This is a genomic window from Marivivens donghaensis (assembly GCF_011806565.1).
GTDB lineage: Bacteria > Pseudomonadota > Alphaproteobacteria > Rhodobacterales > Rhodobacteraceae > Marivivens > Marivivens donghaensis_A.
Genome location: NZ_JAATOP010000009.1, coordinates 98,882 through 120,876, shown reverse-complemented (window position 1 = coordinate 120,876; position 21,995 = coordinate 98,882). Strand labels below are relative to the sequence as shown.

Sequence of the window (21,995 nt, the reverse complement as noted above, 5' to 3'; positions counted from 1 at the left end):
GCGGCCTCGTCACCGCGCTCGATCTGGTGGAACTGAACCCCTCGCTCGACGAGCGCGGCAAGACCGCCAGCCTGATGGTGGAACTCGTCGCCAGCCTCCTCGGCCGCCGCGTGTTCGACCGTCCGACACCGCGCGCCTGAGCTTCATTCTGACAAAAATACCTCGCGGGGGTCCGGGGGCGCGAAGCCCCCGGCGACACCCCTGAAAAGTGCGCTGGATCACAGGTTGCGCCCCGCGTTGCGACTGCGGTATAAGTCTGCAACCAAATACCAAAAAGTCGTAAGACAGACAGGCGGACAACGTGACCGATACTCCGGAAACCCCTGAAAACGAAGACGAAACCCCGGTTGTGCGCATGCACCACGACGGGCCGCAGATCTCGATCATCGACGAGATGAAATCGTCCTATCTCGACTACGCGATGAGCGTGATCGTGAGCCGTGCGATCCCCGATCTGCGTGATGGCCTGAAACCCGTGCACCGCCGCATTCTCTATGCGATGCACGAGAGCGGGAATACCCACGACAAACCGTACCGCAAGTCGGCACGTCCCGTCGGCGACGTCATGGGTAAATACCACCCGCACGGCGACAGCGCGATCTATGACGCGCTGGCCCGTATGGCGCAGGACTTCTCGATGTCGCTGCCGCTGCTGGACGGTCAGGGTAACTTTGGCTCGATGGACGGCGATAAGCCGGCGGCGATGCGTTACACCGAAATCCGCATGGACAAGACCGCAGCTTACATGCTGGCCGACATCGACAAGGACACCGTCGATTTCGTCGATAACTACGACGGCAAGGACCAGGAGCCTTCGGTTCTGCCTGCCCGTTTCCCGAACATGCTGGTCAACGGCGCGGGCGGTATCGCCGTCGGTATGGCGACCAACATTCCGCCGCATAACCTCGGCGAGGTGATCGACGCGACGCTGGCCCTGATCGAGAACCCAGATCTGTCCTCCGCCGATCTCATTCAATACGTGCCCGGTCCGGACTTCCCGACGGGCGGCGTGATGATGGGCCGCTCCGGCGCGCGCAAAGCCTACCTCGAAGGCCGCGGCTCCATCATTCTGCGCGCCCGCGTCCACAACGAGGAAATCCGCAAGGACCGCTGGGCCATCGTCGTCGACGAGATCCCCTATCAGGTCAACAAATCCGTCATGATCGAGCGTATCGCGGAATGCGCCCGCGACAAGCGGATCGAGGGCATCGCCCACGTTCAGGACGAATCCGACCGTAACGGTGTGCGCGTTGTCATCGAACTCAAGCGCGATGCGACCCCCGAGGTCGTGGTCAACCAGCTCTACCGCTTCACCCCGATGCAGGTCAGCTTCGGTGCGAACATGCTGGCGCTGAACGGTGGCCGTCCCGAGACGCTGACGCTCTACGGTTTCCTATCGGCCTTCGTCAGCTTCCGCGAAGACGTCGTGGCCCGCCGCACCGCTTACATGCTGCGCAAGGCTCGCGAACGCGCCCACATCCTGTGTGGTTTGGCTGTTGCCGTCACCAACGTGGACGAAGTCGTTGCGACCATCCGAGCGTCGAAAGACGCCGCCGAAGCCCGTGAAAAGCTGATGACCCGCCGCTGGCCGGCTGAATCGATCATCGAATACCTCAAGCTGATCGACGATCCGCTGCATCCGGTGAACGACGACGGCACCTACAACCTGTCCGAAGCGCAAGCCCGTGCGATCCTCGAACTGCGCCTCCAGCGTCTGACCCAGATCGGCGTTCAGGAAGTCACCGACGAGCTGGCCGAACTGGCTGGCAAGATCAAGGAATACCTCGAAATCCTCGCCTCGCGCGAGCGCATCATGGGCATCATCTCGGACGAGCTGCGCGAAGTGCGCGACCTCTTTGCCGTGCCGCGCCGCACCGAGATCGTCGAATGGGCTGCCGACCTCGACGACGAAGACCTGATCGAGCGCGAAGACATGGTCGTGACCGTGACTTCGGGCGGCTACATCAAACGGACCCCGCTCGTTGATTTCCGTGCGCAGAAGCGCGGCGGCAAGGGCCTGTCGGGTATGCAGACAAAAGAAGAGGATCTGGTTACTACCCTCTTCGTGGCGAACACCCACACGCAGCTGCTGTTCTTCACGACCGAAGGCATGGTCTACAAGCTCAAGTGCTGGCGTCTGCCCTCGGGTGGCCGCACCGCCAAGGGCAAGGCCATCGTCAACATCCTGCCGATCCCTACCGGTGTGTCGATCGCGGCGATCATGCCCGTGGACCGTGACGAAGACGAATGGGACGATCTCCAGATCGTCTTCGCGACCTCGGCTGGTGACGTACGCCGCAACCGTCTGTCGGATTTCACCAACGTCATGCGTAACGGCAAGATCGCGATGAAGCTGCCCGACGATGTGGAACTAGTGAACGCCCGCATCTGTTCGGAAGACGACGACGTGATGCTCGTGACCAACTCGGGCCGTGCGATCCGCTTCCCGACCACCGACGTGCGCGTGTTCAACTCGCGTAACTCGACCGGTGTGCGCGGTATCCGCCTCAACGGTGATGATCGCGTTGTGTCGATGTCCGTGATCCGTCACTTCGAAGCCGACCCGCAGGAGCGTGCCGGCTACCTCAAGATGCGCCGCGCGATGGCCGGTGTGACCGAGGAAGAAGCGGGCGGCGATGACGAGGATGTCGTTGCAGGCGCGATCAGTCAGGAACGCTACGCCGAGATGTCGGCTGCCGAAAACACCATCCTGACCATCACGGCCAAGGGTATCGGCAAGCTCACCTCCTCGCACGACTATCCGGTGCGCGGACGTGGCGGTATGGGTGTCACCGCGTTCGAAAAAAACATGCGTGGCGGCGATATCGTGTCGTGCTTCCCTGTCGATCTCGACGACCAGATCATGCTCGTCACCTCGACCGGCCAGTCGATTCGCGTTCCGGTGGACGGCATCAGCTTCCGCTCCCGCAGCGCAGGCGGCGTGAAAGTCTTCAACACCCGCGCCGACGAGATCGTCGTGTCGGTCGCCCGCGTCGCCGAACAGGCTGATGACGCAGAAGAAACTTCTGAAGAATAATCTAAAAAAGTGACCGGCGTATGCGCGTCGGTCACTTGATTTAGATACGTATGTTCTACATAGAATTGTACGTGTTTAGCGTGTGCTTGGTTAAAAATTACGCAACTCTAATACTAAACTTACGTGCATGGATAACTGGGACGATCTCAAGTTTTTGCTCGCCGTCAGTAAGGCCGGATCAATGTCCGGCGCGGCGCGCCAGCTTGGAACCAATGTCGCAACGGTTTCACGCCGGATGGAACGTCTGGCCGATCTGCTTGGGACGGAGCCGTTCCAGCGCACTCCGCGCGGCTGGGAAACCAATCCGCTCGTCAAAGGTCTGATCGAGGTCGCGGAGACCTTCGAAGGCCATATCGACAAAGAACTTAATCACGTCAGCACCACAAGCGACGACCGCCATCCGGTCCGCATCGGCGCGCCGCCGATCGTCAGCAGTCAGGTGCTGTTCCCCGCGCTTCTGGGCACCGAAGGCCGGATGAAGTCCATCTCGCCCGAGTTCACCGACCGCCTGACACCAGGCGGGCTTGGCGATCACGACATCATCATTCAGGACCGCCTCCCCGACGGCGGCCGCCTTCTGTCGCGCAAACTGGGCGCGATGGTGTTCCGAGTCTACGCCCCGCCCGAGTATACTTCGGGCGCATGGGTGGCGCTGTCCGAGGCCACGGGATATACTCAACCGAACGAGCTTGGCCGCAAGGTCATGGGCATCGAGCCTGTCGCGACCGCCTCCACCTTCATGCAGATGTTCGAACTGGCGCAGCAGAACCGCATCGCTGCGGTGCTGCCCGATCTGCTGGCCCGCAAGTACAACTCGCTCTCGCCGCTGGGCGGGTCCGAGGACTGCATCAGCTACGATCTTTTCGTGCTCTACCACGAAACACGCAAAGGCGATCCGGTGATCGAAGCGACGCTCGACTGGATCAACTACGCGTTTTTAAAGGCAAAAGGACACGCCTGACATTTCTGCAAGGGTGCGTTTGCGAACTTAGCGAATTGCGCAAACGTGATTGTGATGGCCCTATAGGGACACCAACCAAGACCTTTTTAGAACCTAAATGTCCTTATTACTTTTCACTATCAGATCTCTACTGGCGGCCCTGGTCGTTTATGTCCTGGTCGTTACTCTGTTTGTGAATAGCTTTTCGCCTGTTTCCGTCCCGCACGGCCTCTCGGCACTCATTATTTCAGGTCTCCTCGCCCTCACCGGATTTTCGCTGGTGATGGGCGGGAAAACCAAAATCATGGCTACTTTTTCGGTGGCTTATTTAACGGTCTATGTCGGCATCATGCTGAGCCATGCGTCGCTTGACCCCTTTATTACCTATGCACCCGTAACGGCGCTGGCGTTTTCAATCCCGCTGGTTCTGTTCGGTGGGGGCCAGATCACTATGCCCCGCCGAGGGATTTCACCAGTGTAAGGTTACCCATTTCACAGATCTCCGAGCCTCAGACCTCGGAACACCTTTCGCCACCGGTTCGCCGGTGGCTTTTTTCTTTTCTGTAACATATTTTCGAACTGAACTGTTCAGTTCTATATTTGCCACAGGTTCGGGTAACGTGCGTTACTCCGACCGCTTTCGGTTGTGAATGGTTAACAAAAGGTTGAGACGGCAGTTACTAAACTTAGGAACTGTAATGACTAAAACTCTCCTCCTCGCCACCGTTGCAACCATCGCTTCGACTGCTGCTTTCGCGGAAGTCACCTCGGTCGGCGCTACCTACGATTTTGACTACAGCCAATTTGATTCTGACGCGGGCGACCTCACCGTCGTCACCGGCGATCTGACCTATGACTTCGAGTATGCCATCGACGCATGGACCCTCGGCGCGCAGCTGAACGGCTACTCGCTCGGCCTCGGCACCGACGGTGACATCGATGAAACCATGACCGCCGCTGCCCTCACCGTTTACGGTGCATACGCTGTCACCAACGACTGGACCGTCGTTGCAGGCATCGAAGGCGTTGATGTCGAAGGCGAAAACGAAACTTTCTACCGCGTCGGTGCGGAATACGCGCTGAACAACTACACTTTCGGCGCAGGTGTCTACACCTACGACGCAGGTTCGGACGACGAGACCGTTCCCTATGTCTTCGCTGACTACAAAGACGGCGGCTACGCTGCGACCTTCGCGATCGCACAGTACGACGAAACCGTTCTGGTTAACCTCGACAGCGCATTCGACATGGGCACCTACGCTGGCGGTCTGGAACTGATGTACATGGACGATGACGGTGACAGCATCTACACCCTCACCGGCTTCGGCAACTACGCCCTGAACGAACAATACACCGTGGGCCTCGAAGCCGAATACGGTGAAATCTTCGACGCAGCCACTACCTCGCGCATCGCGCTGGTTGGCGGCTATGACTTCACCGACACAGTTTCGGCCAAGGTCTCGCTCGGTCAGGCCCGCTATGAAGCAGGCAACGACGACGTGACCGCCGGCACCCTCGGCTTCATGATCGATTACGAATTCGGCCCCCCCTCGGTCACCACGTTCGACGCAGTCCCGAGCGTCACTGAGTACGTTGGTGAGTTCGCGCTGAACCTCGGCGCGCTTTAAACACGCCGAACGGAAGGGCCGCACGCGTTGCGGCCCTTTTCTTTTGCGCAATGCTCTACTAAATCCGCCTTTATGACACAGGAACTCCATATCATCGGCGGCGGCATGGCCGGATCCGAAGCCGCGTGGCAAGCCGCCAACGCTGGCATCAAAGTCGTTATCCACGAGATGCGCCCCAAGGTCGAAACCTTCGCGCACCGCACCGGCAATCTGGCCGAGATGGTGTGTTCCAACTCGTTCCGTTCGGACGACAACGAACAGAACGCGGTCGGACTGCTGCACTGGGAAATGCGTCAGGCAAACGGCATCATCATGCAGATGGCCGCGAAACACCGCCTGCCCGCTGGCGGCGCACTCGCCGTTGACCGCGATCCGTTCGCAGAAAGTGTGACCGCCGCGCTCATGGCACACGAGAATATCTCGGTCTCCTACGAGGAGCTGACCGAGCTGCCCGATGAGGGCCACTGGATCATCGCGACCGGCCCGCTCACCAGCGCCGCGCTGGGTCAGGCGATTGCCAAGGAAACGGGCGCCGAAAGCCTCGCCTTCTTCGACGCCATCGCCCCGATCGTCTATTTTGATAGCGTGAACATGGACATCGCGTGGATGCAGTCGCGCTACGATAAGGGCGAGACCGAGGAAGAGCGCACCGCCTACCTCAACTGTCCGATGACCAAGGACCAGTACCAAGCGTTCATCGACGCGCTGCTGGCCGCTGACAAAACCGAGTTCCACGAGGGCGAAACCGCTGGCTACTTCGACGGCTGCCTGCCGATCGAGGTCATGTCGGAACGCGGCCGCGAGACCCTGCGCTTCGGCCCGATGAAGCCCGTCGGCCTCACCAACGCCAACGACCCCGAAAACAAGCCCTACGCTGTGGTCCAGCTGCGCCGCGACAACGCGCTCGGCACGCTGTTCAACATCGTCGGCTTCCAGACCAAAATGAAATACGGCGCCCAGAAAGAGGTGTTCCGCATGATCCCCGGTCTGGAAAATGCGGAGTTCGCGCGTCTTGGCGGCATCCACCGCAACACGTTCCTTAACTCGCCGACGCTGCTCGACAACCAGATGCGCCTGAAGTCCCGCCCGAACATCCGCTTCGCCGGTCAGGTCACGGGTGTCGAAGGCTACGTCGAAAGCGCCGCGATGGGCCTGCTGGCGGGCCGCCTCGCCGCTGCCGAAATCCAAGGCCGCGTCATTCCCGATGTGCCGCACACAACCGCAATGGGAGCGCTCGTCACGCATATTACCGGAGGAGCCGATGCGAAAACGTTCCAGCCGATGAACGTGAACTTCGGGCTATTCCCGCCGCTTGACGGAATCCGCGGTGGGCGCAAAGGCCGCAAAGAGCGCTACAAGGGCTACACCGACCGCGCCAAAGAAGATTTCGCTCAATGGCTTGAGGCACAGACCTGATGCCATACGTGACCCGCTTCGCACCGAGCCCGACCGGCCCGCTGCACTTGGGTCACGCCTACTCGGCGCTGCTGGCGCATGACATGGCGCAGGAACATGGCGGTCGGTTTCTTCTCAGGATCGAGGACATCGACCGCGAACGGTCCAAGCCCGAGTGGGAAGACCAGATTTATCAGGATCTTGAATGGCTCGGCCTGCAATGGGAAATGCCGGTCATGCGCCAATCCGACCGGCTGCCGGCCTATCGCGCCGCGCTTGAAACGCTCTGGCAACGTAGCCTGCTATATCCTTGCACCTGCACACGCCGCGACATCCTCGATTCAGCGTCGGCACCGCAGGAAGGCGCCGTGCAATACGGCCCCGACGGCATCATTTACCCCGGCACATGCCGCCACCGTACGGGTACGCCTCACAGTCTGACCCCGATGCCGGACAATGTCGCGCTCCGCCTCGATATGGACCTGACGGCCATCCAGATCGGAGAGCACCGCGTCAGCGAGGGCGAATCCGTCTATTTCCGTGAAACCGGAGAAGGTCCGAACGGCGAAACCGGCCTGACCGCATTCCACCCCGAAGACCTTCTGACGACGGTCGGCGATATCGTCCTCTCGCGGAAAACCTTCCTCGGTTCCTACCACCTGTCGGTTGTTCTGGATGACGCCACGCAGGGCGTCACCCACGTAGTCCGCGGCCAAGACCTGTTCGAAGCCACCCGCATCCACGTCGCCCTACAACGGCTGCTCAAACTCCCAACGCCCGAATACCACCACCACGCCCTGATCCGCGACGACAACGGCAAACGCCTCGCCAAGCGCGACGACGCCAAAGCTATCCGCAAATTCCGCGAGGAAGGCGCAAGCCCGACCGACATCCGCGCCATGGTCGGCCTGCCTTTGTGCTGAAAATATCCCGGGGTTGAGGGGCAGCGCCCCTCAGCACGCATCAGGCCGCGACGACTTCTCCGCCATCGCGATCGAACCGTGACACCAGCGGCTCCATGCTTGCGACGACGCAAAACGCCTTTACATCCACGCCGCGATCCTTGCGCAACACGCAATCGGTTAGCGTGATGTACTTGAACCCCGCATTGCGCAGCACGCCAAGCACATATTCTTCGGAATGTGCGAACCGGCGGCTCTCGCGCAGCTCCAGCGGAGCCTCCCCGCGCTCGACCGTAAAGGCCACCTGCCCGCGCGGCGCGAGGCTATTCGCCGCCCATCCGATAACGCGCTCCAGCGCACCGACATAGATGAACACGTCCGCCGCCACGATCAGATCATAACGCAGATCGGACACCTCCAGCGCACACAGATCCTGCTTGCCGAGGAAATCGTAAATCCCCTTGCGCGCCGCCTGCTTCAGCATCTCCTGCGAAACGTCATAGCCACCGAGCCAATCGCACCGCTCCCGCAGCGCCTCGCCCATCAGCCCTGTCCCGCATCCAAGGTCGATCGCGCTGCTGGCCCGCTCGAAACCAACCTCGGTCAGCGCCCGCATGATCACATCCGGCCCTGTATAATCCAGCTTGCCCACCAACGACGCCTCGAAACGTGGCGCATATTGATCAAACAGGGTCTCCACGAACGCCGTCGGCATTGTCTCCACAACAGGCACAGCCCGCTGCAAATCAATCTTCAGCCCCGCCCCGAATGGGTCGCCCGGCTCGAGTTCGATGGCCTTGCGCCACGCCGTTGCCGCAGCCTCCGCATCACATGCACTCTCGAAATAGTCGCCAAGCTGATACCAACCCGCCGCCCAATCGGGCGCAAGCTCCAGCGCAGAGGACATGACTTCCGCAGCATCAACCCACGCAGCACCCGCCGCCATAGTTGCAGCAAAATCAGCACGACGATCCGCAAGCGGATGACCCGAGGAGAATGGCGTTCCAACCATTGACCGAACTTTCAGAAAAGCTCTGCCGACCGGCCCCAAATCGCCATTAGCAGATGCGGAACAACGCCAAAATCCGCGTTGCAGCGGGCAGGTAATCCGCGCGTGAATTTCCGTCAAGCACCCGCATGATGCCTTTGTGCAAAAAATATCCCGGGGTGAATTGGCCAACGGTCAAGAGGGGCAGCGCCCCTCCTCGCCCTGCCCCCTCAGACCTCCGGCTGCATCAACTCCACCACCTCGGCGCCGCGAACAGCGCGGTAGAAACAGCTGCGGCGATTGGTGTGGCAGGCCGGTCCCGTCTGGCGGACCTTCACGAGGATACAATCGCAATCGCAGTCGAACGTGAACTCGACCAGCTCCTGAACGTGGCCCGAGCTCTCGCCCTTGACCCAGAACGACTGGCGCGAACGGGACCAGTAGGTCACGCGGCCGGTCTCCAGCGTCTTGCGCACGGCCTCGGCGTTCATCCAAGCCATCATCAGCACATCGCCGTTCTCCGCGTCCTGCGCGATGGCGGGAATGAGCCCGTTTTCGTTGTATTTCAGACTGTCAGCATCAAAAGGCATCGGCTATCCCTGTTCCTACGGCAGCTTGTGGCCTATCTATGGCAGACCTGCGCAAAAGGGAAATCAAAGTGTCCGACACGTCCGATCTCGTCAAACTCTATTCTTCCCGCATTCTAGCCCTCACGGCGGACATGCCGCTGACCGAGCGACTGGAAAATCCCGATGCGACCGTGAAGAAACGCGCACCTTTGTGCGGATCAACAGTGACTGTGGACGTAAAAATGCAGGACGGCGTTATAACTTCCTTCGGTCAGGACGTTAAAGCATGTGCATTGGGTCAAGCCTCGGCGGCGATCATGGGTGGGACCGTGATCGGACGTACACGGGCCGAGATTGAAAAAGCGCGGGACGAGCTCCGCGCTATGCTCAAAGACGACGGTCCCGTTCCGGCGGCTCCGTTCGGCGAGTTGGAGGTTCTGCTTCCCGCTCGTGAATACAAGAACCGTCACGCGTCGATCCTGCTGGCATTCGACGCAACGGTAGAGGCAGCGGCGCAAGCCGAGGCCTGAGGGAGGAATTTGGTCGATCACAGTCTCCGAGGCTTTGCCGAGGGGGAGGCTTGGTATGTCCCTTGCAATCAAGGGGCGTCAACGTGGCAGGATAGTGATGACCAAAGTCGAAAATATTACGCGCGTACTTGATCAGGTTTCGGGAGTCGGCTCCCGCATGGCGTCAGGCATTGTTGATGTCGCCGGTGCGCTGGACGAAATCGGGAAAGCTGCGAAAGAGCAGCAGGACGAGATGACCGCGCTGGAAACCCGCGTGCGCGAAATTCTGGAAATCAACGACTCCGTTCAGGAGGCGATCCAGACCGTCGCAGGCAATGCGAACAGCAACCTCGCAGCCCTCAACGAGAGCATCGAGAGCGCCCGCATCAGCAACGAAGGCAGCCGCGAGATCGCGAACTGGGTAAAGGCGCTCGACACACGCATCGGCGAAGTCGTGGATACACTCCGTTCGGTGGAGCGTCAGAACGCGGAAATCACCTCGATCGCCCGTCAGGTGAATATCCTCGCCATCAACGCCAAGATCGAAGCCGTCCGCGCGGGCCGTTTCGGTAAGGGCTTTGCCGTTGTCGCCGATGCGATCAACGAGCTGTCCGCCAGCACCACCAGCGCCGCCGACGCCGTCACCGGAAGCGTCGAGAAAATGGGCGAGAGCTTTGCCGCGCTCCGCAAGGAAGCGACCGGCGTGCAGGAAAAGGCCAGCCACGTCATCGAGGAGGTCGAGAAGACCGACCAAAAGATGTCCGCCGTGTCCGAAAAGATGCAAGGCACAGTCAACACCACTCACGCCATGTCCGGCGAAGCGGAGCGGATTTCACAGTCCATCGGCTCCTTCGGCCCCGCCTTCCATTCGATCAGCCAAGCCGCTGCCGAAACCGCCGAGGGCGTCGAGGAAAGCCGCGACCGCATCAACGCGCTGGTCGACGACAGCGAGGAAATCGTGCGCCTCAGCATCCTTGGCGGCGGCGCCTCGCAGGACCAGCGGTTCATCAACTACGTCCGCGATCTCGCCCAGACCATTAGCAAGAAATTCGAGGACGCCGTTGATCGCGGGACCATCCGCCTCGACGATCTTTTCGACCGCAACTACACGCCGGTGCCGAACTCCAACCCCGAACAGGTGATGACCCGCTTCACGCGGTTCACCGACAGCGTTCTGCCGCAGTACCTCGAGGCGGCCGCGTATTTCGATCAGCGCGTGGTGTTCTGCGCCGCCGTCGACGACAACGGCTACCTGCCGACGCACAACGCGAAATTCTCTCTGCCCCAAGGCCCCGACCCTGTTTGGAACACCGCGCACTGCCGCAACCGCCGCATCTTCAACGACCGCGTGGGTCTGAAGGCGGGCCGCAGCCGCGAGCCGTTCCTGCTGCAAGTTTATCGCCGTGATATGGGTGGCGGTGAGTTCAAGATGATGAAGGACCTCTCGGCTCCGATCATTGTCAAAGGCAAACACTGGGGCGGTCTGCGCTTCGCCTACACGATCTGATCCCGCGCGATCACCGGAAAAAAGAAACCGCCGCTCATCCCCTTGGATGGCGGCGGTAAGTGCGTGTTGCGTGTGGGAATCCGGTCGGTGAGAAAAACGGAAGAGGCAGGGATCCGTTAGACTGCATCTCGGGACAGGCAGGCAGTCACGTCAGACCAGGGGCAAACTGGTGACGGAACCGACCGGCACGAAACACGTATTCAAAGTCAGAAAACACCAGGCAGAACCATCGCTGCGTAGAACATCACGGCGATGGCCGCGACGCCTGCAACATCCGAAAGAACCGTCTGCGGAGAACGGGTGATGAGGGATTTGATATCCTTTGCCATGTCGTCGGCTCCTTGTTTGGCGTTTGTGTTGCCACTTTGTTCTCATAGTTCTATGATTCGATAAAGAACTTTTTAAGAACATTTGTGAACATTTCGGAACGTCAGGATTTATCCCACTGAAATCAGGCGGATAGCTTTGTCCTGTTCCATGAGCCAAAGGAGAACACGCGCGGCCTTTCCGCGCTCTGTCGTCAGATCGGGATCGTCGTGCAGCAGTTTGCGGGCGTCACTTTGCGCCAGTTGCATAAGCGATGCCTGCCGTTCGAGGTCCGCGATCCTGAAGCGTGGCAGGCCCGATTGCGCCGTGCCGATCACGTCGCCCGCACCCCGCATGGCGAGGTCTTCTTCGGAGATGCGGAAACCGTCTTCGGTCTCCCGCAGGATCTCCAGACGGCGCTTGCCGGTCTCGCTCAGCGGCGGCTGGTACATCAGCAGACAGGTCGACGCCGCCGATCCGCGCCCGACGCGCCCCCGTAGCTGGTGAAGCTGCGCGAGGCCGAAGCTCTCCGCCCGCTCGATCACCATAATCGACGCGTTGGGGACGTTCACGCCCACCTCGATGACGGTCGTCGCGACCAGCACCTTCGTCTCGCCCGCCACGAACCGCGCCATCGCCGCGTCCTTGTCGGCGGGCGGCATCTGGCCATGAACCAGCCCCACGACGCCTTCGCCAAGGATCGCGCGGAGCCGCTTGAACCGCTCCTCTGCGGCGGTCATATCGGAGACCTCGCTCTCCTCGACCAGCGGGCAGACCCAATACGCCTGCCGCCCCTCGGCCACAGCTTTGCGGAGGCGGTCGACCACTTCCTCCATCCGCTGCGTGCTGACGAGCGCGGTGGTCACAGGCGTCCGTCCGGGCGGTTTTTCGTCCAGCACCGACACGTCCATATCGCCGTATTGCGTCAGCGCGAGGCTGCGCGGGATCGGCGTCGCGGTCATCACGAGGACGTCGACCGCCTGCCCTTTGGAGCCCAATTCCATCCGCTGCGCGACGCCGAAACGGTGCTGTTCGTCAACTACCGCGAGGCGCAGATCGTGGAAGAACACGTCCTTCTGGAACACCGCGTGCGTGCCGACGAGGATATGGATCTTACCCTCGGCCAGAGCGGCCAGTTTCGCCTGCCGCTCCTTGCCTTTGTCGCGGCCCGTGAGCAGTTCGATCACCACGCCCGCGCTTTCTGCGAGCGGTTTCAACCCCTCAAGGTGCTGCCGTGCGAGGATTTCCGTGGGCGCCATCATCACGCCCTGCCCGCCGGCCTCGACCGCGACCAGCAGCGCCATCAACGCGACCAGAGTTTTGCCCGCGCCAACGTCGCCTTGCAGCAGGCGGTTCATCTTGATCGGCGCGGCCATATCGGCGGCGATCTCCGTCACCGCGCGGGACTGCGCACCGGTCGGTTTGTACGGCAGCGCGGCCAGCACGCGCTTTTGCAGCGCGCCGTTCCCGCGATTGACGAGGCCCTTGGACCGCCGCGATTTCGCCCGCGCCACGGCGAGCGTCAGCTGGTGCGCCAGCAGTTCGTCATAGGCCAGCCGCTGCCGCGTTTTGTCGTAGGCGGACAGATCGTCCATCGAGCTCGGCGAATGCACCTTGGCCAGCGCATCGCGCCACGACAGCCATTCCTCGCGCTTTTTCAGCTCGGGATCGATCCATTCGGGCAGATCGGGCGCCAGCGCGAGCGCCGACCGCGTGGCCTTCCACATGAGTTTCTGCGTGATGCCGCCCGTGAGCGGATAGACGGGCTCGAAGCTCGGGATCGTGTTCGCGTCCTCGGCGGGCAGCATGAAATCGGGGTGCACCACCTGGCCCACGCCGTCGAACCGCTCTAGCTTGCCCGAGATGACGCGGCGCGCGCCGACGGGCAGAACCTTGGTCAGATAGTCGCCGCGCGCGTGGAAAAACACGAGCTGGAACGTCGTCTGCGCGTCCTCGACAGTCACGCGGTACGGGCGGCCCTTCTGGCGGTTGGGCGTGTGGCTCAGAACCTCGACCTCGACCGTGCAGGTCGCGGGCGCCGTGACCTCCAACGTGGTGGCGCGGGTGCGGCGATCAACGCCGCTATAGGGCAGCGTGAACAGCATATCGCGCGGGCGCTCGATGCCCGTCGCCTCCAACAAAGCCGAGGTTTTCGGGCCCACGCCGTCGAGCTTGCTCAGCTCGCCAAACAGCGGCCAGAGGATTTCCGGCCGACCGCTCATAGGCCCGCGATCAACTCCAACCACGCGTCCTCGTCAATGGTCTCGATGCCTAACTCGGCGGCCTTTTCGGCCTTCGAGCCCGCACCCGGACCGGCGACGACGAGATCGGTTTTCTTGCTGACCGAGCCCGAGACCTTGGCCCCAAGCGCTTCGGCCCGCGCCTTTGCTTCGGCCCGCGTCATCTTTTCCAGCGAGCCGGTGAAGACGACAGTCTTGCCGACAACGGGGCTTTCGGTCGCCTGTTGTTCGGGCGCGATCACTGTGAGGTGCTCCATCAGGCGGTCGATCACCGCACGTTCCTGCGGCTGCGCGAAGGTGGTGATGAGCGATTGCGCAAGCACCGCGCCGACGCCGTTGATATTCACCATCTCGTCCCACGCGGCCACGGCGCTGTCCTCGATCGGGTTTTCGGCCTCGATCAGTTTGCGCACGTCGGTGACCTTGGCGCGGCGGCCTTCTTCGGCAGCGGCAGCACGTTCGGCGGCCACGGCCTCGTCGGCCTTGTTCTGGCGTTCGGCGGCGGGGATCGCGGCTTCGACCGTCTGGACCAGCGCGTCCCACGTCATGAAATGGCGCGCCAGATCGTTGCCCGCAACCTCGCCCAGATGGCGGATACCGAGCGCGAAGAGCAGCCGCCCGAATTCGATTTTCCGCCGTTGATCAATAGCTTCAAAAATCTTATTCGCGCTCTTTTCGCCAAAGCCATCGCGGTTCTTCAGCTTGGCAAGTTGCTTGGCGTCGCGCTCTTCCAGCGTGAAGATATCGGCAGGCTCTTTGATCGGCAGAACTTCGTCGACGTAGAACATCTCGATCTGTTTGCTGCCGAGGCCTTCGATGTCGAAGGCGCTACGGGACACGAAATGCTTCAACTTTTCAACGGCCTGAGCAGGACATACGAGACCGCCCGTGCAGCGGCGGACGGAGTCGCCTTCCTCGCGGATTGCTTCCGACCCGCATTCGGGACAAACATGCGGGAATTCATAGGGTTGCGCATCGTCCTTACGGTGGCTGAGGTCCACATCCGCAACCTTGGGGATCACGTCACCGGCGCGGTAGACCTGCACCCAGTCGCCGACGCGGATGTCCTTGCCGCCGCGGATCGGCTCGCCGTTTGAATCGACGCCCGCGATGTAGTCTTCGTTATGCAGCGTGGCGTTGGAGACCACGACACCGCCGACCGTCACGGGCTGGAGGCGCGCCACGGGCGACAGTGCTCCAGTGCGACCGACCTGAATGTCGATAGCCTCAAGACGGGTCCAGGCCAGCTCGGCGGGGAATTTATGCGCGGTCGCCCAACGAGGCGTGGTCGAGCGGAACCCAAGGCGCTGTTGCAGCGCGAGGTCGTTCACCTTGTAAACCACGCCGTCGATATCATAACCGAGCGTGGCACGCTGTTCTTCGATGCTGTGGTAATGCGCCAGCATCTGCTCTTTGGTCTCGCACAGGTGGGTCAGCGGGTTGGTCGCAAACCCCAGCGCAGCAAGCCGTTCGATCGCGCCAATCTGGGTGTCCGCCAGCGGCTCCGAAACCTCGCCCCATGCGTAGGCGAAGAATTTCAGCGGGCGCGCGCGGGTAATTTCGGGATCAAGCTGACGAAGGCTGCCAGCAGCAGCGTTGCGCGGGTTGGCAAAGGTCTTGCCGCCCTGCGCTGCGTGGCGTTCGTTGAGCGCTGCGAAATCGGCGTGGCTCATGTAGACCTCACCGCGGACCTCCAGCACTTCGGGCGCGCTGGTCAGTGTATGCGGCACGTCGGCGATGGTCATGGCATTGGCGGTGACGTTCTCGCCCTCGGAGCCGTCGCCGCGCGTGGCAGCCTGCATCAGCACTCCGTTTTCATAGCGGAGCGACAGGGAAAGGCCGTCAATCTTCGGTTCGGCTGTGTACGCAACGGGTTCCTTGCGACCGAGGAAATTGCGCACCGAGCTATCGAAATCGGTGACGTCTTCATCCTCGAACACGTTAGCGAGCGAGAGCATCCGCACGCGGTGCTGGACCTTGCCGAAGCCATCGGACGGCGCGGCGCCCACCTGTTCGGAGGGGCTGTCATCGCGCTTCAGATCGGGGAAACGGTCCTCGATCTCAGCATTCCGGCGCTTCAGCGCGTCATAGTCGGCGTCCGAAAGAACGGGCGCGTCCTCGGTGTGATAGGCCGCGTTTGCCTTGCCCAGTTGGTCAGCCAGCCGCGAAAGTTCGGCGCGGGCGGCCTCTTCGGTAAGGTCGGGCACGGCAATCTGCGACGGATCGGACTGGTTTTGCTGGCTCATGAGGGCTCCCCGACTTTCACGAACCGCCGCGCGGTTCTGTAAACGTTCTAGGGGGCGACCATGGGGCCGTCCAGAGAGTCCGGCGCAGAATTTTATGCAGTGGCGGCCAGTTGCGGGGTGTCTTCCATCGCTTCGGGATCGCGCAGCACGTAGCCACGGCCCCAGACGGTTTCGATGCAGCTTTCGCCGCCCGTCGCGGTCGCCAGCTTCTTGCGGAGCTTGCAAATAAAGACGTCGATGATTTTCAGCTCGGGTTCGTCCATGCCGCCATAGAGGTGATTGAGGAACATCTCTTTGGTCAGCGTGGTCCCTTTGCGGAGCGAGAGAAGCTCCAGCATCTGGTATTCCTTGCCGGTCAGATGCACGGGCTTTCCGCCGACATCCACCGTCTTCGCGTCCAGATTGACGTTGATCGCGCCGGTGCGGATCATCGATTGCGCGTGGCCCTTGGAGCGGCGCACGATGGCGTGGATGCGGGCGATCAGTTCTTCGCGGTGGAAGGGTTTGGTCAGGTAATCGTCCGCGCCAAAGCCGAAACCGCGCAGTTTGCTTTCGGTGCCGTCTTCGCCCGAGAGGATCAGAATGGGGGTTTCGACACGGCCGAGGCGCAACTGGCGCAGCACTTCATGGCCGTTCATGTCGGGAAGGTTCAGATCGAGGAGGATCATGTCGTAGTCGTAAAGCTTCGCCAGATCGATGCCTTCTTCGCCCAGGTCCGTCGTGTAGACGTTCAGGTTAGCATGGGTCAGCATCATCTCGATGCTCTTGGCCGTCGTCGGATCATCCTCGACAAGTAGAACACGCATCCGCTGTCCTCCGTTAGTTGGTTACCTTCCTTTGTCTACCCGCACACTGGTTAATTTCTCGTTACTGTACGAAATATTTATGCACACTCCCCTTTAGGTTGTCTATATTTTTGTAGCGCGGTTGTGCGGAGCCCCTTCGCGCCGTGCATGGTGTGGGCGCTGACCCATTCGTCGAGCTCCGCCTCGGACAGGTTCCAGACCTCCGCCGCCTCTGATTTTGTCAGCAGGCCATAGACCACAGCCTCCACCACGAGTGCTTTGCGGGAGGCGACCCAGCGGCTGATGTCGGGTGCGGGAAGGTCACCACGCGTTAGTTTTCGGCCGTCCGGCAACGTCACGGCGCGCGGACCCATCGGCTTTTTGAGAAACATTTTTACCCCTTATGTTCGCTATCTTGCAGCACATTGTGCGATCACGGCTTAATGAGGGGTGAAACCGCCCCTTGAGAGTACCTCGCATTTTCATATATTCCGTCGGACTTTACTGGACCGGAGTCGAAGATGTCCCTCGATCACCCGCTGAACTCGCTGGGCTTTGCCAAGCCGCCTTCTGAAACCCGCGTGGTTGTTGCCATGTCGGGCGGCGTTGACTCGTCGGTTGTTGCCGCGCAGCTCGCCGAAGAAGGCTACGACGTTGTCGGCGTGACGCTGCAACTCTACGACCATGGCGCGGCGCTTGCGAAAAAAGGCGCCTGCTGTGCGGGCCGCGATATTCACGACGCGCGCCGCGTGGCCGAGCAGATGGGTTTCCCGCACTACGTGCTGGATTACGAGAACATCTTCCAAGAAGCGGTGATCGATGAATTCGCGGACAGCTATCTGGCCGGCGCGACGCCCGTGCCCTGCATCCGTTGCAATGAACGTGTGAAGTTCAAGGACCTGCTACAAACGGCCAAGGACCTCGACGCGGACTGTATGGCGACCGGCCATTACATCCAGCGCTTCGATGGCGAGATCGGGCCCGAGCTGCACTGCGCCGCCGATGCGAACCGTGACCAGAGCTATTTCCTGTTCTCGACCACGCCCGAGCAACTGTCCTACCTGCGCTTCCCGCTGGGGCATCTGAAATCGAAGGCCGAGACCCGTGCGCTGGCCGCGAAATACGGGCTGCCCGTTGCGGACAAGCCCGACAGTCAGGACATCTGTTTCGTGCCGAACGGCAACTACGCCTCGGTCATCGAAAAACTGCGCCCCGGTGCGGCGGAGCCCGGCGAGATCGTCGATCAGGACGGCAATGTGCTGGGCGAACACCGCGGTGTCATCCATTACACCATCGGTCAGCGCCGCGGTCTGGGTATCGGCGGCCTTGCTGATCCGCTTTATGTCGTGAAGCTGGACGTGGACAACAAGCGCGTTGTCGTTGGTCCGAAAGAGCTGCTGGCGACCCGCACCGTGCCGATCCGCGAAGTGAACTGGCTGGGCAACGGCGACTTCATGGACAGCGGCGAGCGTGAGATTTCGGTGAAGGTCCGCTCGACCCGTCCGCCCGCGCCCGCGATCCTGCGTCCGATCTCGGCAACCGAGGCGGAAGTGGAACTGCTGACGCCGGAAGAAGGTGTCTCGCCGGGTCAGGCGTGTGTGTTCTACGAGAATGACAGCAGCCGCATCCTTGGTGGTGGCTGGATCTGGAAAGGGCGCTGAGGCGCCCTTTTTCATTGGGGCTCTGCCCCCTTGGCCTGCGGCCAATTCCCCCGAGGTATTTTTGTCAGAATGAAATCAGGGCATCCGCGCGAGGATAGCGCGGGCGGCTCTGAGACCGGGTCTTTCGCCGCCTTTGCCGAGGCGGTCCATAGTCGTGGCCATGGCGGCCTGTTGGGGCTGCGAGTTTGCCAGGGTCTGGAGGATCGCGGGGGCGATCTTTTCGGGCAGACAGTTTTTGCCGACGAATTCTGGCACTGCGCGGGTGTCGCTGACGAGGTTCACCAGCGTGAAAGTGTCGATCAGGGCCATGCGTTCGATCAGGTATTGGGTGATCGCGTTGAATTTATAGGCGATCACCATCGGCGTGTCGGTAGCGGCGAGTTCGAGCGAGACCGTGCCCGATGCCGCGAGCGCTACATCGGCGGCGCGGAACGCGGCGCGTTTATCCTCCGGCGTGCTGCCTTGGTTCGGGTCGAGCAGGATCGGTTTGACGGGCCAGTCGGCTGTGAGTTCGGCGACCTTGGGTGCCACATGGCGGGCGCAGGGGAGGACGAATTTGGCGTCCGGTTTCTGCTTGGCGACCTCTGCAATCGCGGGGCCGAAGATCGGGGCGAGGCGCGTGACCTCTCCGGTCCGCGATCCGGGCAGGACAAGGACCAGCGGGGCGTCACCGATGTTATGGGCGGCGCGGAAGGCTTGCGCTTCGGCCTCTGTCGCTTGGGGTTCGGTGACGACGGGATGGCCGACGAAATCGCAGTCCATGCCTGCGGCTTCCATATAGGGCGGCTCGAACGGGAACAGCGCAAGGACGTGGTCGATGACCTTGGCCATCTTCTGCGCCCGCTTCGGACGCCACGCCCAGACGGTCGGGGCGACGTAGTGGACGGTGCGGATGTTTGACGCTTCCTTCACCAGTTTCGCGACCCGCAGCGAGAAATCGGGCGCGTCGATGGTGATCATCACGTCGGGTTTCTGCGCCAGAACGGCATCGGCGGTTTCGCGGATGCGGCGCTTGAGGTGGAAGTATTTGGGCAGCACCTCGGCGATGCCCATGACCGACAGTTCCTCCATCGGGAATTGGCTGGTGAGGCCCTCGGCCTGCATCATCTCGCCGCCGATGCCCGCAAAGGTCACGTCGGGGCAAAGCTCCTTGAGACCCGCCATCAGCGCGCCGCCGAGGCGGTCGCCGGAGGGTTCACCTGCGAGGATAAAGACCTTCATGTGTTACGCACCCAGAGGAACATGCCGTTTTGGTTGAGAATATCGAGGACGCTCGGCAGATGCATGACCATGACCCCGTCCGCCTCGATCACAATGCCGCCGAGGCCCGCGTCTGCGGCGTTCTGCGCGGTGTCGGGGCCGATGACAGGCAGGTCGATGCGGCGGTCCTGATCGGGCTTGGGGGCTTTGAAGAGGATGCCTTCGGAGGTCAAAGAGCGGATCATCGCGTCGGTGCCGTCGGGGCCTTCCTCCGCGATCAGAGCGCCGTTCAGCACTACGCACGCCTGCCCCACATCGCGGCGGCCCATGTCGGCGACGTGGCTGGCGGCGAAGGCGGCGTCGGTCTCTGCGTTCTCGGTCAGGCTTGCATTGGTCAGCACGCCGTGGGGCGGCAGTAGATCGGGCGCGATATCGTGGGCGGCGCGGACGGTGAGGCCGTGTTCTTCGAAGATGCCGATGATCGTGCGGAGCGCGCTGTCGTCGCCGGGTTGGAGCGCCTGCTGGATACGCGGCACCAGCGGCAGGGTCAGCGCGTCAATGGCGGCAGGATCAACCTCGGGGCGGCGGACGGCGCCAGCGAAACAGACGTCAGTGACGCCCTTCGTTTTCAGCGTTTCCAGCAGCGTGCCGAGGGTTTCCAGACGGAAATCGATCCGCTCCAATTCCGCAGGCACGGTCGGCTCGAACCCCGCAATCGCGCAGATGAGGGGTCGCGCCCCCTGCTCCATCAGCGCCGAAACCAGCGCCGACGGCAAAGCACCCGTGCCCGCGACAATCGCGATCATCAGGACGGCGTCAGGAAGTTGCGGTCGGTATCGCCGAGGATGAAATCGACCATCTGCTTGACGTAGGGGCTCTCGGTCTCGTCCTTGAGACGGTGCGCACGGTCGAGGAACGTGCCCTCGCCGTCCTTAAGCATCTGGAACGCGGCGCGCAGCGCGGTAATGTCCGAACGGGCCACGCCCTTGCGCTTCAGACCGACGAGGTTCAGGCCATCGAGCTTGCCACGCGGACCTTGGACCAGTGCGTGCGGGATGACATCGTTCGTCACCATGGTCAGCGCGCCGATGATGGCGCCCTGCCCGATGCGTACCCACTGGTGGATACCGCAGAGGCCGCCGATAATCACGTCGTCTTCGATATGGCAGTGTCCTGCGACGGCCGAGCTGTTCACGATGATGACTCGGTTGCCGACCTGCGCGTCGTGCGCAACGTGGCAACCTGCCATCAGCAGACAATCGTCGCCGATGCGGGTTTCGCTGCCGCCGCCTGCGGTGCCGGTGTTGATCGTCACATGCTCGCGGATGCGGTTGCGAGCGCCAATGCGCAGACGCGTTTTCTCGCCGCCGAATTTCAGATCCTGCGGGATCTCACCGATGACGGAGAACGGAAACACTTCGGTTTCGTCGCCAATATGCGTGTCGCCAGTGACGACAACGTGGGATTTCAGGACAACGCCCCGCCCCAGCACGACCTCTGCCCCGACGAGGCAGAACGGACCGACGATGCAATCGGGGCCGATAACGGCTCCATCCTCGATGACGGCGCTGGGGTGGATGTTGGCGATCATTGTGCGTTCATGTCCATCATTGCGGTGAACTCTGCCTCGGCGGCCATTTCACCTTCAACTGTGGCAACGCCCTTGAATTTCCAGACCTTGCCGCCCGGTTTGCCGCGGGTGGTTTCGATCTGCATTTCCAGAACATCACCCGGAACGACCATGCGGCGGAACTTTACGCCGTCGATAGCCATGAAGTAGACCTTCATGTTCTTGTCGGCCATGCCCAGAGCGGCACCGACCATCACGCCAGCGGTCTGCGCCATGGCTTCGACGATCAGAACGCCCGGCATGACCGGCTGATCGGGGAAGTGGCCGGTGAAGTGCGGCTCGTTCATGGTGACGTTCTTGATGCCCTTGCCGGACTGGGTGCCGTTGATATCGACGACCTTGTCTACCAGCAGAAACGGGTAGCGATGCGGAATAATGCGCTGGATCAGGGCGATATCGGCGGTGGTGACGGCGTCGGTCATATTATTGGTCCTTATGGCGGGACAGTCTGT

The 21,995-nt window shown here is 61.7% G+C and carries 21 protein-coding genes; 10 read left to right on the top strand and 11 right to left on the bottom strand.

Features of this window, described 5'->3' with window-relative positions; all coding sequences use genetic code 11:
- The 7 genes from HCZ30_RS13400 to gluQRS all read left to right on the top strand — a co-directional run.
- A partial coding sequence (locus tag HCZ30_RS13400) for an arginase family protein (protein WP_175581043.1) occupies positions 1 to 140 on the top strand: 140 nt, incomplete at its 5' end.
- A 161-nt stretch (positions 141 to 301) separates the two neighbouring features.
- A complete protein-coding gene (gene gyrA / locus HCZ30_RS13395) occupies positions 302 to 3,037 on the top strand; it encodes a DNA gyrase subunit A (protein ID WP_167638807.1) in 2,736 nt (911 codons plus the stop codon).
- Positions 3,038 to 3,164: 127 nt separating this feature from the next.
- Positions 3,165 to 3,998, top strand: a complete 834-nt coding sequence (locus HCZ30_RS13390) for a LysR family transcriptional regulator (RefSeq protein WP_167638806.1) — start codon at positions 3,165 to 3,167, stop codon at positions 3,996 to 3,998.
- A gap of 97 nt (positions 3,999 to 4,095) precedes the next feature.
- Complete coding sequence (locus tag HCZ30_RS13385) at positions 4,096 to 4,458, top strand: hypothetical protein (protein ID WP_167638805.1); 363 nt, start codon at positions 4,096 to 4,098, stop codon at positions 4,456 to 4,458.
- A 217-nt stretch (positions 4,459 to 4,675) separates the two neighbouring features.
- The gene (locus HCZ30_RS13380) at positions 4,676 to 5,605 is read left to right on the top strand and encodes a hypothetical protein (protein ID WP_167638804.1); all 930 of its coding nucleotides are present in this window, start codon (positions 4,676 to 4,678) and stop codon (positions 5,603 to 5,605) included.
- Between the two features lie 72 nt (positions 5,606 to 5,677).
- Positions 5,678 to 7,021, top strand: a complete 1,344-nt coding sequence (gene trmFO / locus HCZ30_RS13375; RefSeq protein WP_167638803.1) for a methylenetetrahydrofolate--tRNA-(uracil(54)-C(5))-methyltransferase (FADH(2)-oxidizing) TrmFO — start codon at positions 5,678 to 5,680, stop codon at positions 7,019 to 7,021.
- Positions 7,021 to 7,923, top strand: coding sequence for a tRNA glutamyl-Q(34) synthetase GluQRS (gene gluQRS, locus HCZ30_RS13370; protein ID WP_167638802.1), 903 nt, complete (start codon positions 7,021 to 7,023; stop codon positions 7,921 to 7,923). The genes trmFO and gluQRS overlap by 1 nt, the downstream gene beginning before the upstream one ends.
- A 40-nt stretch (positions 7,924 to 7,963) precedes the next feature.
- Here gluQRS and HCZ30_RS13365 read toward each other — a convergent pair whose 3' ends face one another.
- Together HCZ30_RS13365 and hisI are read right to left on the bottom strand one after the other, a co-directional pair.
- Positions 7,964 to 8,914, bottom strand: a complete 951-nt coding sequence (locus tag HCZ30_RS13365; protein ID WP_167638801.1) for a class I SAM-dependent DNA methyltransferase — start codon at positions 8,912 to 8,914, stop codon at positions 7,964 to 7,966.
- A 206-nt stretch (positions 8,915 to 9,120) separates the two neighbouring features.
- Positions 9,121 to 9,480 (bottom strand): phosphoribosyl-AMP cyclohydrolase, encoded by a 360-nt coding sequence (hisI, locus tag HCZ30_RS13360; protein WP_167638800.1) that lies wholly within the window; start codon positions 9,478 to 9,480, stop codon positions 9,121 to 9,123.
- Between the two features lie 68 nt (positions 9,481 to 9,548).
- Between hisI and HCZ30_RS13355 the strand changes: the two genes are divergently transcribed.
- The gene (locus HCZ30_RS13355) at positions 9,549 to 9,989 is read left to right on the top strand and encodes an iron-sulfur cluster assembly scaffold protein (RefSeq protein ID WP_167638799.1); all 441 of its coding nucleotides are present in this window, start codon (positions 9,549 to 9,551) and stop codon (positions 9,987 to 9,989) included.
- A 97-nt stretch (positions 9,990 to 10,086) separates the two neighbouring features.
- On the top strand, positions 10,087 to 11,475 hold the full coding sequence (locus tag HCZ30_RS13350) for a methyl-accepting chemotaxis protein (RefSeq protein ID WP_167638798.1): 1,389 nt from the start codon (positions 10,087 to 10,089) through the stop codon (positions 11,473 to 11,475).
- A gap of 206 nt (positions 11,476 to 11,681) precedes the next feature.
- Here the strand turns inward: HCZ30_RS13350 and HCZ30_RS16760 are convergent, their stop codons facing one another.
- From HCZ30_RS16760 to HCZ30_RS13330, 5 genes are all read right to left on the bottom strand, one after another.
- Entirely contained in the window at positions 11,682 to 11,804 is a 123-nt protein-coding gene (locus HCZ30_RS16760; protein WP_281352637.1) for a hypothetical protein, read from the bottom strand.
- Positions 11,805 to 11,912: 108 nt separating this feature from the next.
- Entirely contained in the window at positions 11,913 to 14,003 is a 2,091-nt protein-coding gene (gene recG, locus HCZ30_RS13345) for an ATP-dependent DNA helicase RecG (protein ID WP_167638797.1), read from the bottom strand.
- On the bottom strand, positions 14,000 to 16,267 hold the full coding sequence (gene ligA, locus HCZ30_RS13340; RefSeq protein ID WP_167638796.1) for an NAD-dependent DNA ligase LigA: 2,268 nt from the start codon (positions 16,265 to 16,267) through the stop codon (positions 14,000 to 14,002). Before ligA ends, recG begins: the two co-directional genes overlap by 4 nt.
- Before the next feature lie 92 nt (positions 16,268 to 16,359).
- Entirely contained in the window at positions 16,360 to 17,073 is a 714-nt protein-coding gene (gene ctrA, locus HCZ30_RS13335) for a response regulator transcription factor CtrA (RefSeq protein ID WP_167638795.1), read from the bottom strand.
- A 77-nt stretch (positions 17,074 to 17,150) separates the two neighbouring features.
- Positions 17,151 to 17,444 (bottom strand): DUF1153 domain-containing protein, encoded by a 294-nt coding sequence (locus HCZ30_RS13330; RefSeq protein ID WP_167638794.1) that lies wholly within the window; start codon positions 17,442 to 17,444, stop codon positions 17,151 to 17,153.
- A 129-nt stretch (positions 17,445 to 17,573) separates the two neighbouring features.
- Here HCZ30_RS13330 and mnmA point away from each other — a divergent pair, with 129 nt between their 5' ends.
- Positions 17,574 to 18,713 (top strand): tRNA 2-thiouridine(34) synthase MnmA, encoded by a 1,140-nt coding sequence (mnmA, locus tag HCZ30_RS13325; protein WP_167638793.1) that lies wholly within the window; start codon positions 17,574 to 17,576, stop codon positions 18,711 to 18,713.
- 75 nt (positions 18,714 to 18,788) lie between these two features.
- Here mnmA and lpxB read toward each other — a convergent pair whose 3' ends face one another.
- The 4 genes from lpxB to fabZ are packed head-to-tail and all read right to left on the bottom strand — an operon-like array spanning position 18,789 to position 21,965.
- A complete protein-coding gene (gene lpxB, locus HCZ30_RS13320; RefSeq protein ID WP_167638792.1) occupies positions 18,789 to 19,934 on the bottom strand; it encodes a lipid-A-disaccharide synthase in 1,146 nt (381 codons plus the stop codon).
- The gene (locus HCZ30_RS13315; protein ID WP_167638791.1) at positions 19,931 to 20,719 is read right to left on the bottom strand and encodes an LpxI family protein; all 789 of its coding nucleotides are present in this window, start codon (positions 20,717 to 20,719) and stop codon (positions 19,931 to 19,933) included. The genes lpxB and HCZ30_RS13315 overlap by 4 nt, the downstream gene beginning before the upstream one ends.
- Positions 20,719 to 21,501 carry an acyl-ACP--UDP-N-acetylglucosamine O-acyltransferase gene (lpxA, locus tag HCZ30_RS13310; RefSeq protein WP_167638812.1) on the bottom strand — a complete coding sequence of 261 codons (783 nt, stop codon included), beginning with the start codon at positions 21,499 to 21,501 and terminating at the stop codon, positions 20,719 to 20,721. The genes HCZ30_RS13315 and lpxA overlap by 1 nt, the downstream gene beginning before the upstream one ends.
- A complete protein-coding gene (gene fabZ, locus HCZ30_RS13305) occupies positions 21,501 to 21,965 on the bottom strand; it encodes a 3-hydroxyacyl-ACP dehydratase FabZ (RefSeq protein ID WP_167638790.1) in 465 nt (154 codons plus the stop codon). Before fabZ ends, lpxA begins: the two co-directional genes overlap by 1 nt.
- Positions 21,966 to 21,995 lie beyond the last annotated feature (30 nt).

What these genes read in the sequence shown, in the direction of transcription:
- HCZ30_RS13390 (WP_167638806.1), top strand. Translation starts at nt 3,165, where the DNA reads ATGGATAACTGGGACGATCTCAAGTTTTTGCTCGCCGTCAGTAAGGCC.
- HCZ30_RS13385 (WP_167638805.1), top strand. Translation starts at nt 4,096, where the DNA reads ATGTCCTTATTACTTTTCACTATCAGATCTCTACTGGCGGCCCTGGTC.
- HCZ30_RS13380 (WP_167638804.1), top strand. Translation starts at nt 4,676, where the DNA reads ATGACTAAAACTCTCCTCCTCGCCACCGTTGCAACCATCGCTTCGACT.
- trmFO (WP_167638803.1), top strand. Translation starts at nt 5,678, where the DNA reads ATGACACAGGAACTCCATATCATCGGCGGCGGCATGGCCGGATCCGAA.
- gluQRS (WP_167638802.1), top strand. Translation starts at nt 7,021, where the DNA reads ATGCCATACGTGACCCGCTTCGCACCGAGCCCGACCGGCCCGCTGCAC.
- HCZ30_RS13365 (WP_167638801.1), bottom strand. Translation starts at nt 8,914, where the DNA reads ATGGTTGGAACGCCATTCTCCTCGGGTCATCCGCTTGCGGATCGTCGT.
- hisI (WP_167638800.1), bottom strand. Translation starts at nt 9,480, where the DNA reads ATGCCTTTTGATGCTGACAGTCTGAAATACAACGAAAACGGGCTCATT.
- HCZ30_RS13350 (WP_167638798.1), top strand. Translation starts at nt 10,087, where the DNA reads ATGACCAAAGTCGAAAATATTACGCGCGTACTTGATCAGGTTTCGGGA.
- HCZ30_RS16760 (WP_281352637.1), bottom strand. Translation starts at nt 11,804, where the DNA reads ATGGCAAAGGATATCAAATCCCTCATCACCCGTTCTCCGCAGACGGTT.
- recG (WP_167638797.1), bottom strand. Translation starts at nt 14,003, where the DNA reads ATGAGCGGTCGGCCGGAAATCCTCTGGCCGCTGTTTGGCGAGCTGAGC.
- ligA (WP_167638796.1), bottom strand. Translation starts at nt 16,267, where the DNA reads ATGAGCCAGCAAAACCAGTCCGATCCGTCGCAGATTGCCGTGCCCGAC.
- ctrA (WP_167638795.1), bottom strand. Translation starts at nt 17,073, where the DNA reads ATGCGTGTTCTACTTGTCGAGGATGATCCGACGACGGCCAAGAGCATC.
- HCZ30_RS13330 (WP_167638794.1), bottom strand. Translation starts at nt 17,444, where the DNA reads ATGTTTCTCAAAAAGCCGATGGGTCCGCGCGCCGTGACGTTGCCGGAC.
- mnmA (WP_167638793.1), top strand. Translation starts at nt 17,574, where the DNA reads ATGTCCCTCGATCACCCGCTGAACTCGCTGGGCTTTGCCAAGCCGCCT.
- lpxB (WP_167638792.1), bottom strand. Translation starts at nt 19,934, where the DNA reads ATGAAGGTCTTTATCCTCGCAGGTGAACCCTCCGGCGACCGCCTCGGC.
- HCZ30_RS13315 (WP_167638791.1), bottom strand. Translation starts at nt 20,719, where the DNA reads ATGATCGCGATTGTCGCGGGCACGGGTGCTTTGCCGTCGGCGCTGGTT.
- fabZ (WP_167638790.1), bottom strand. Translation starts at nt 21,965, where the DNA reads ATGACCGACGCCGTCACCACCGCCGATATCGCCCTGATCCAGCGCATT.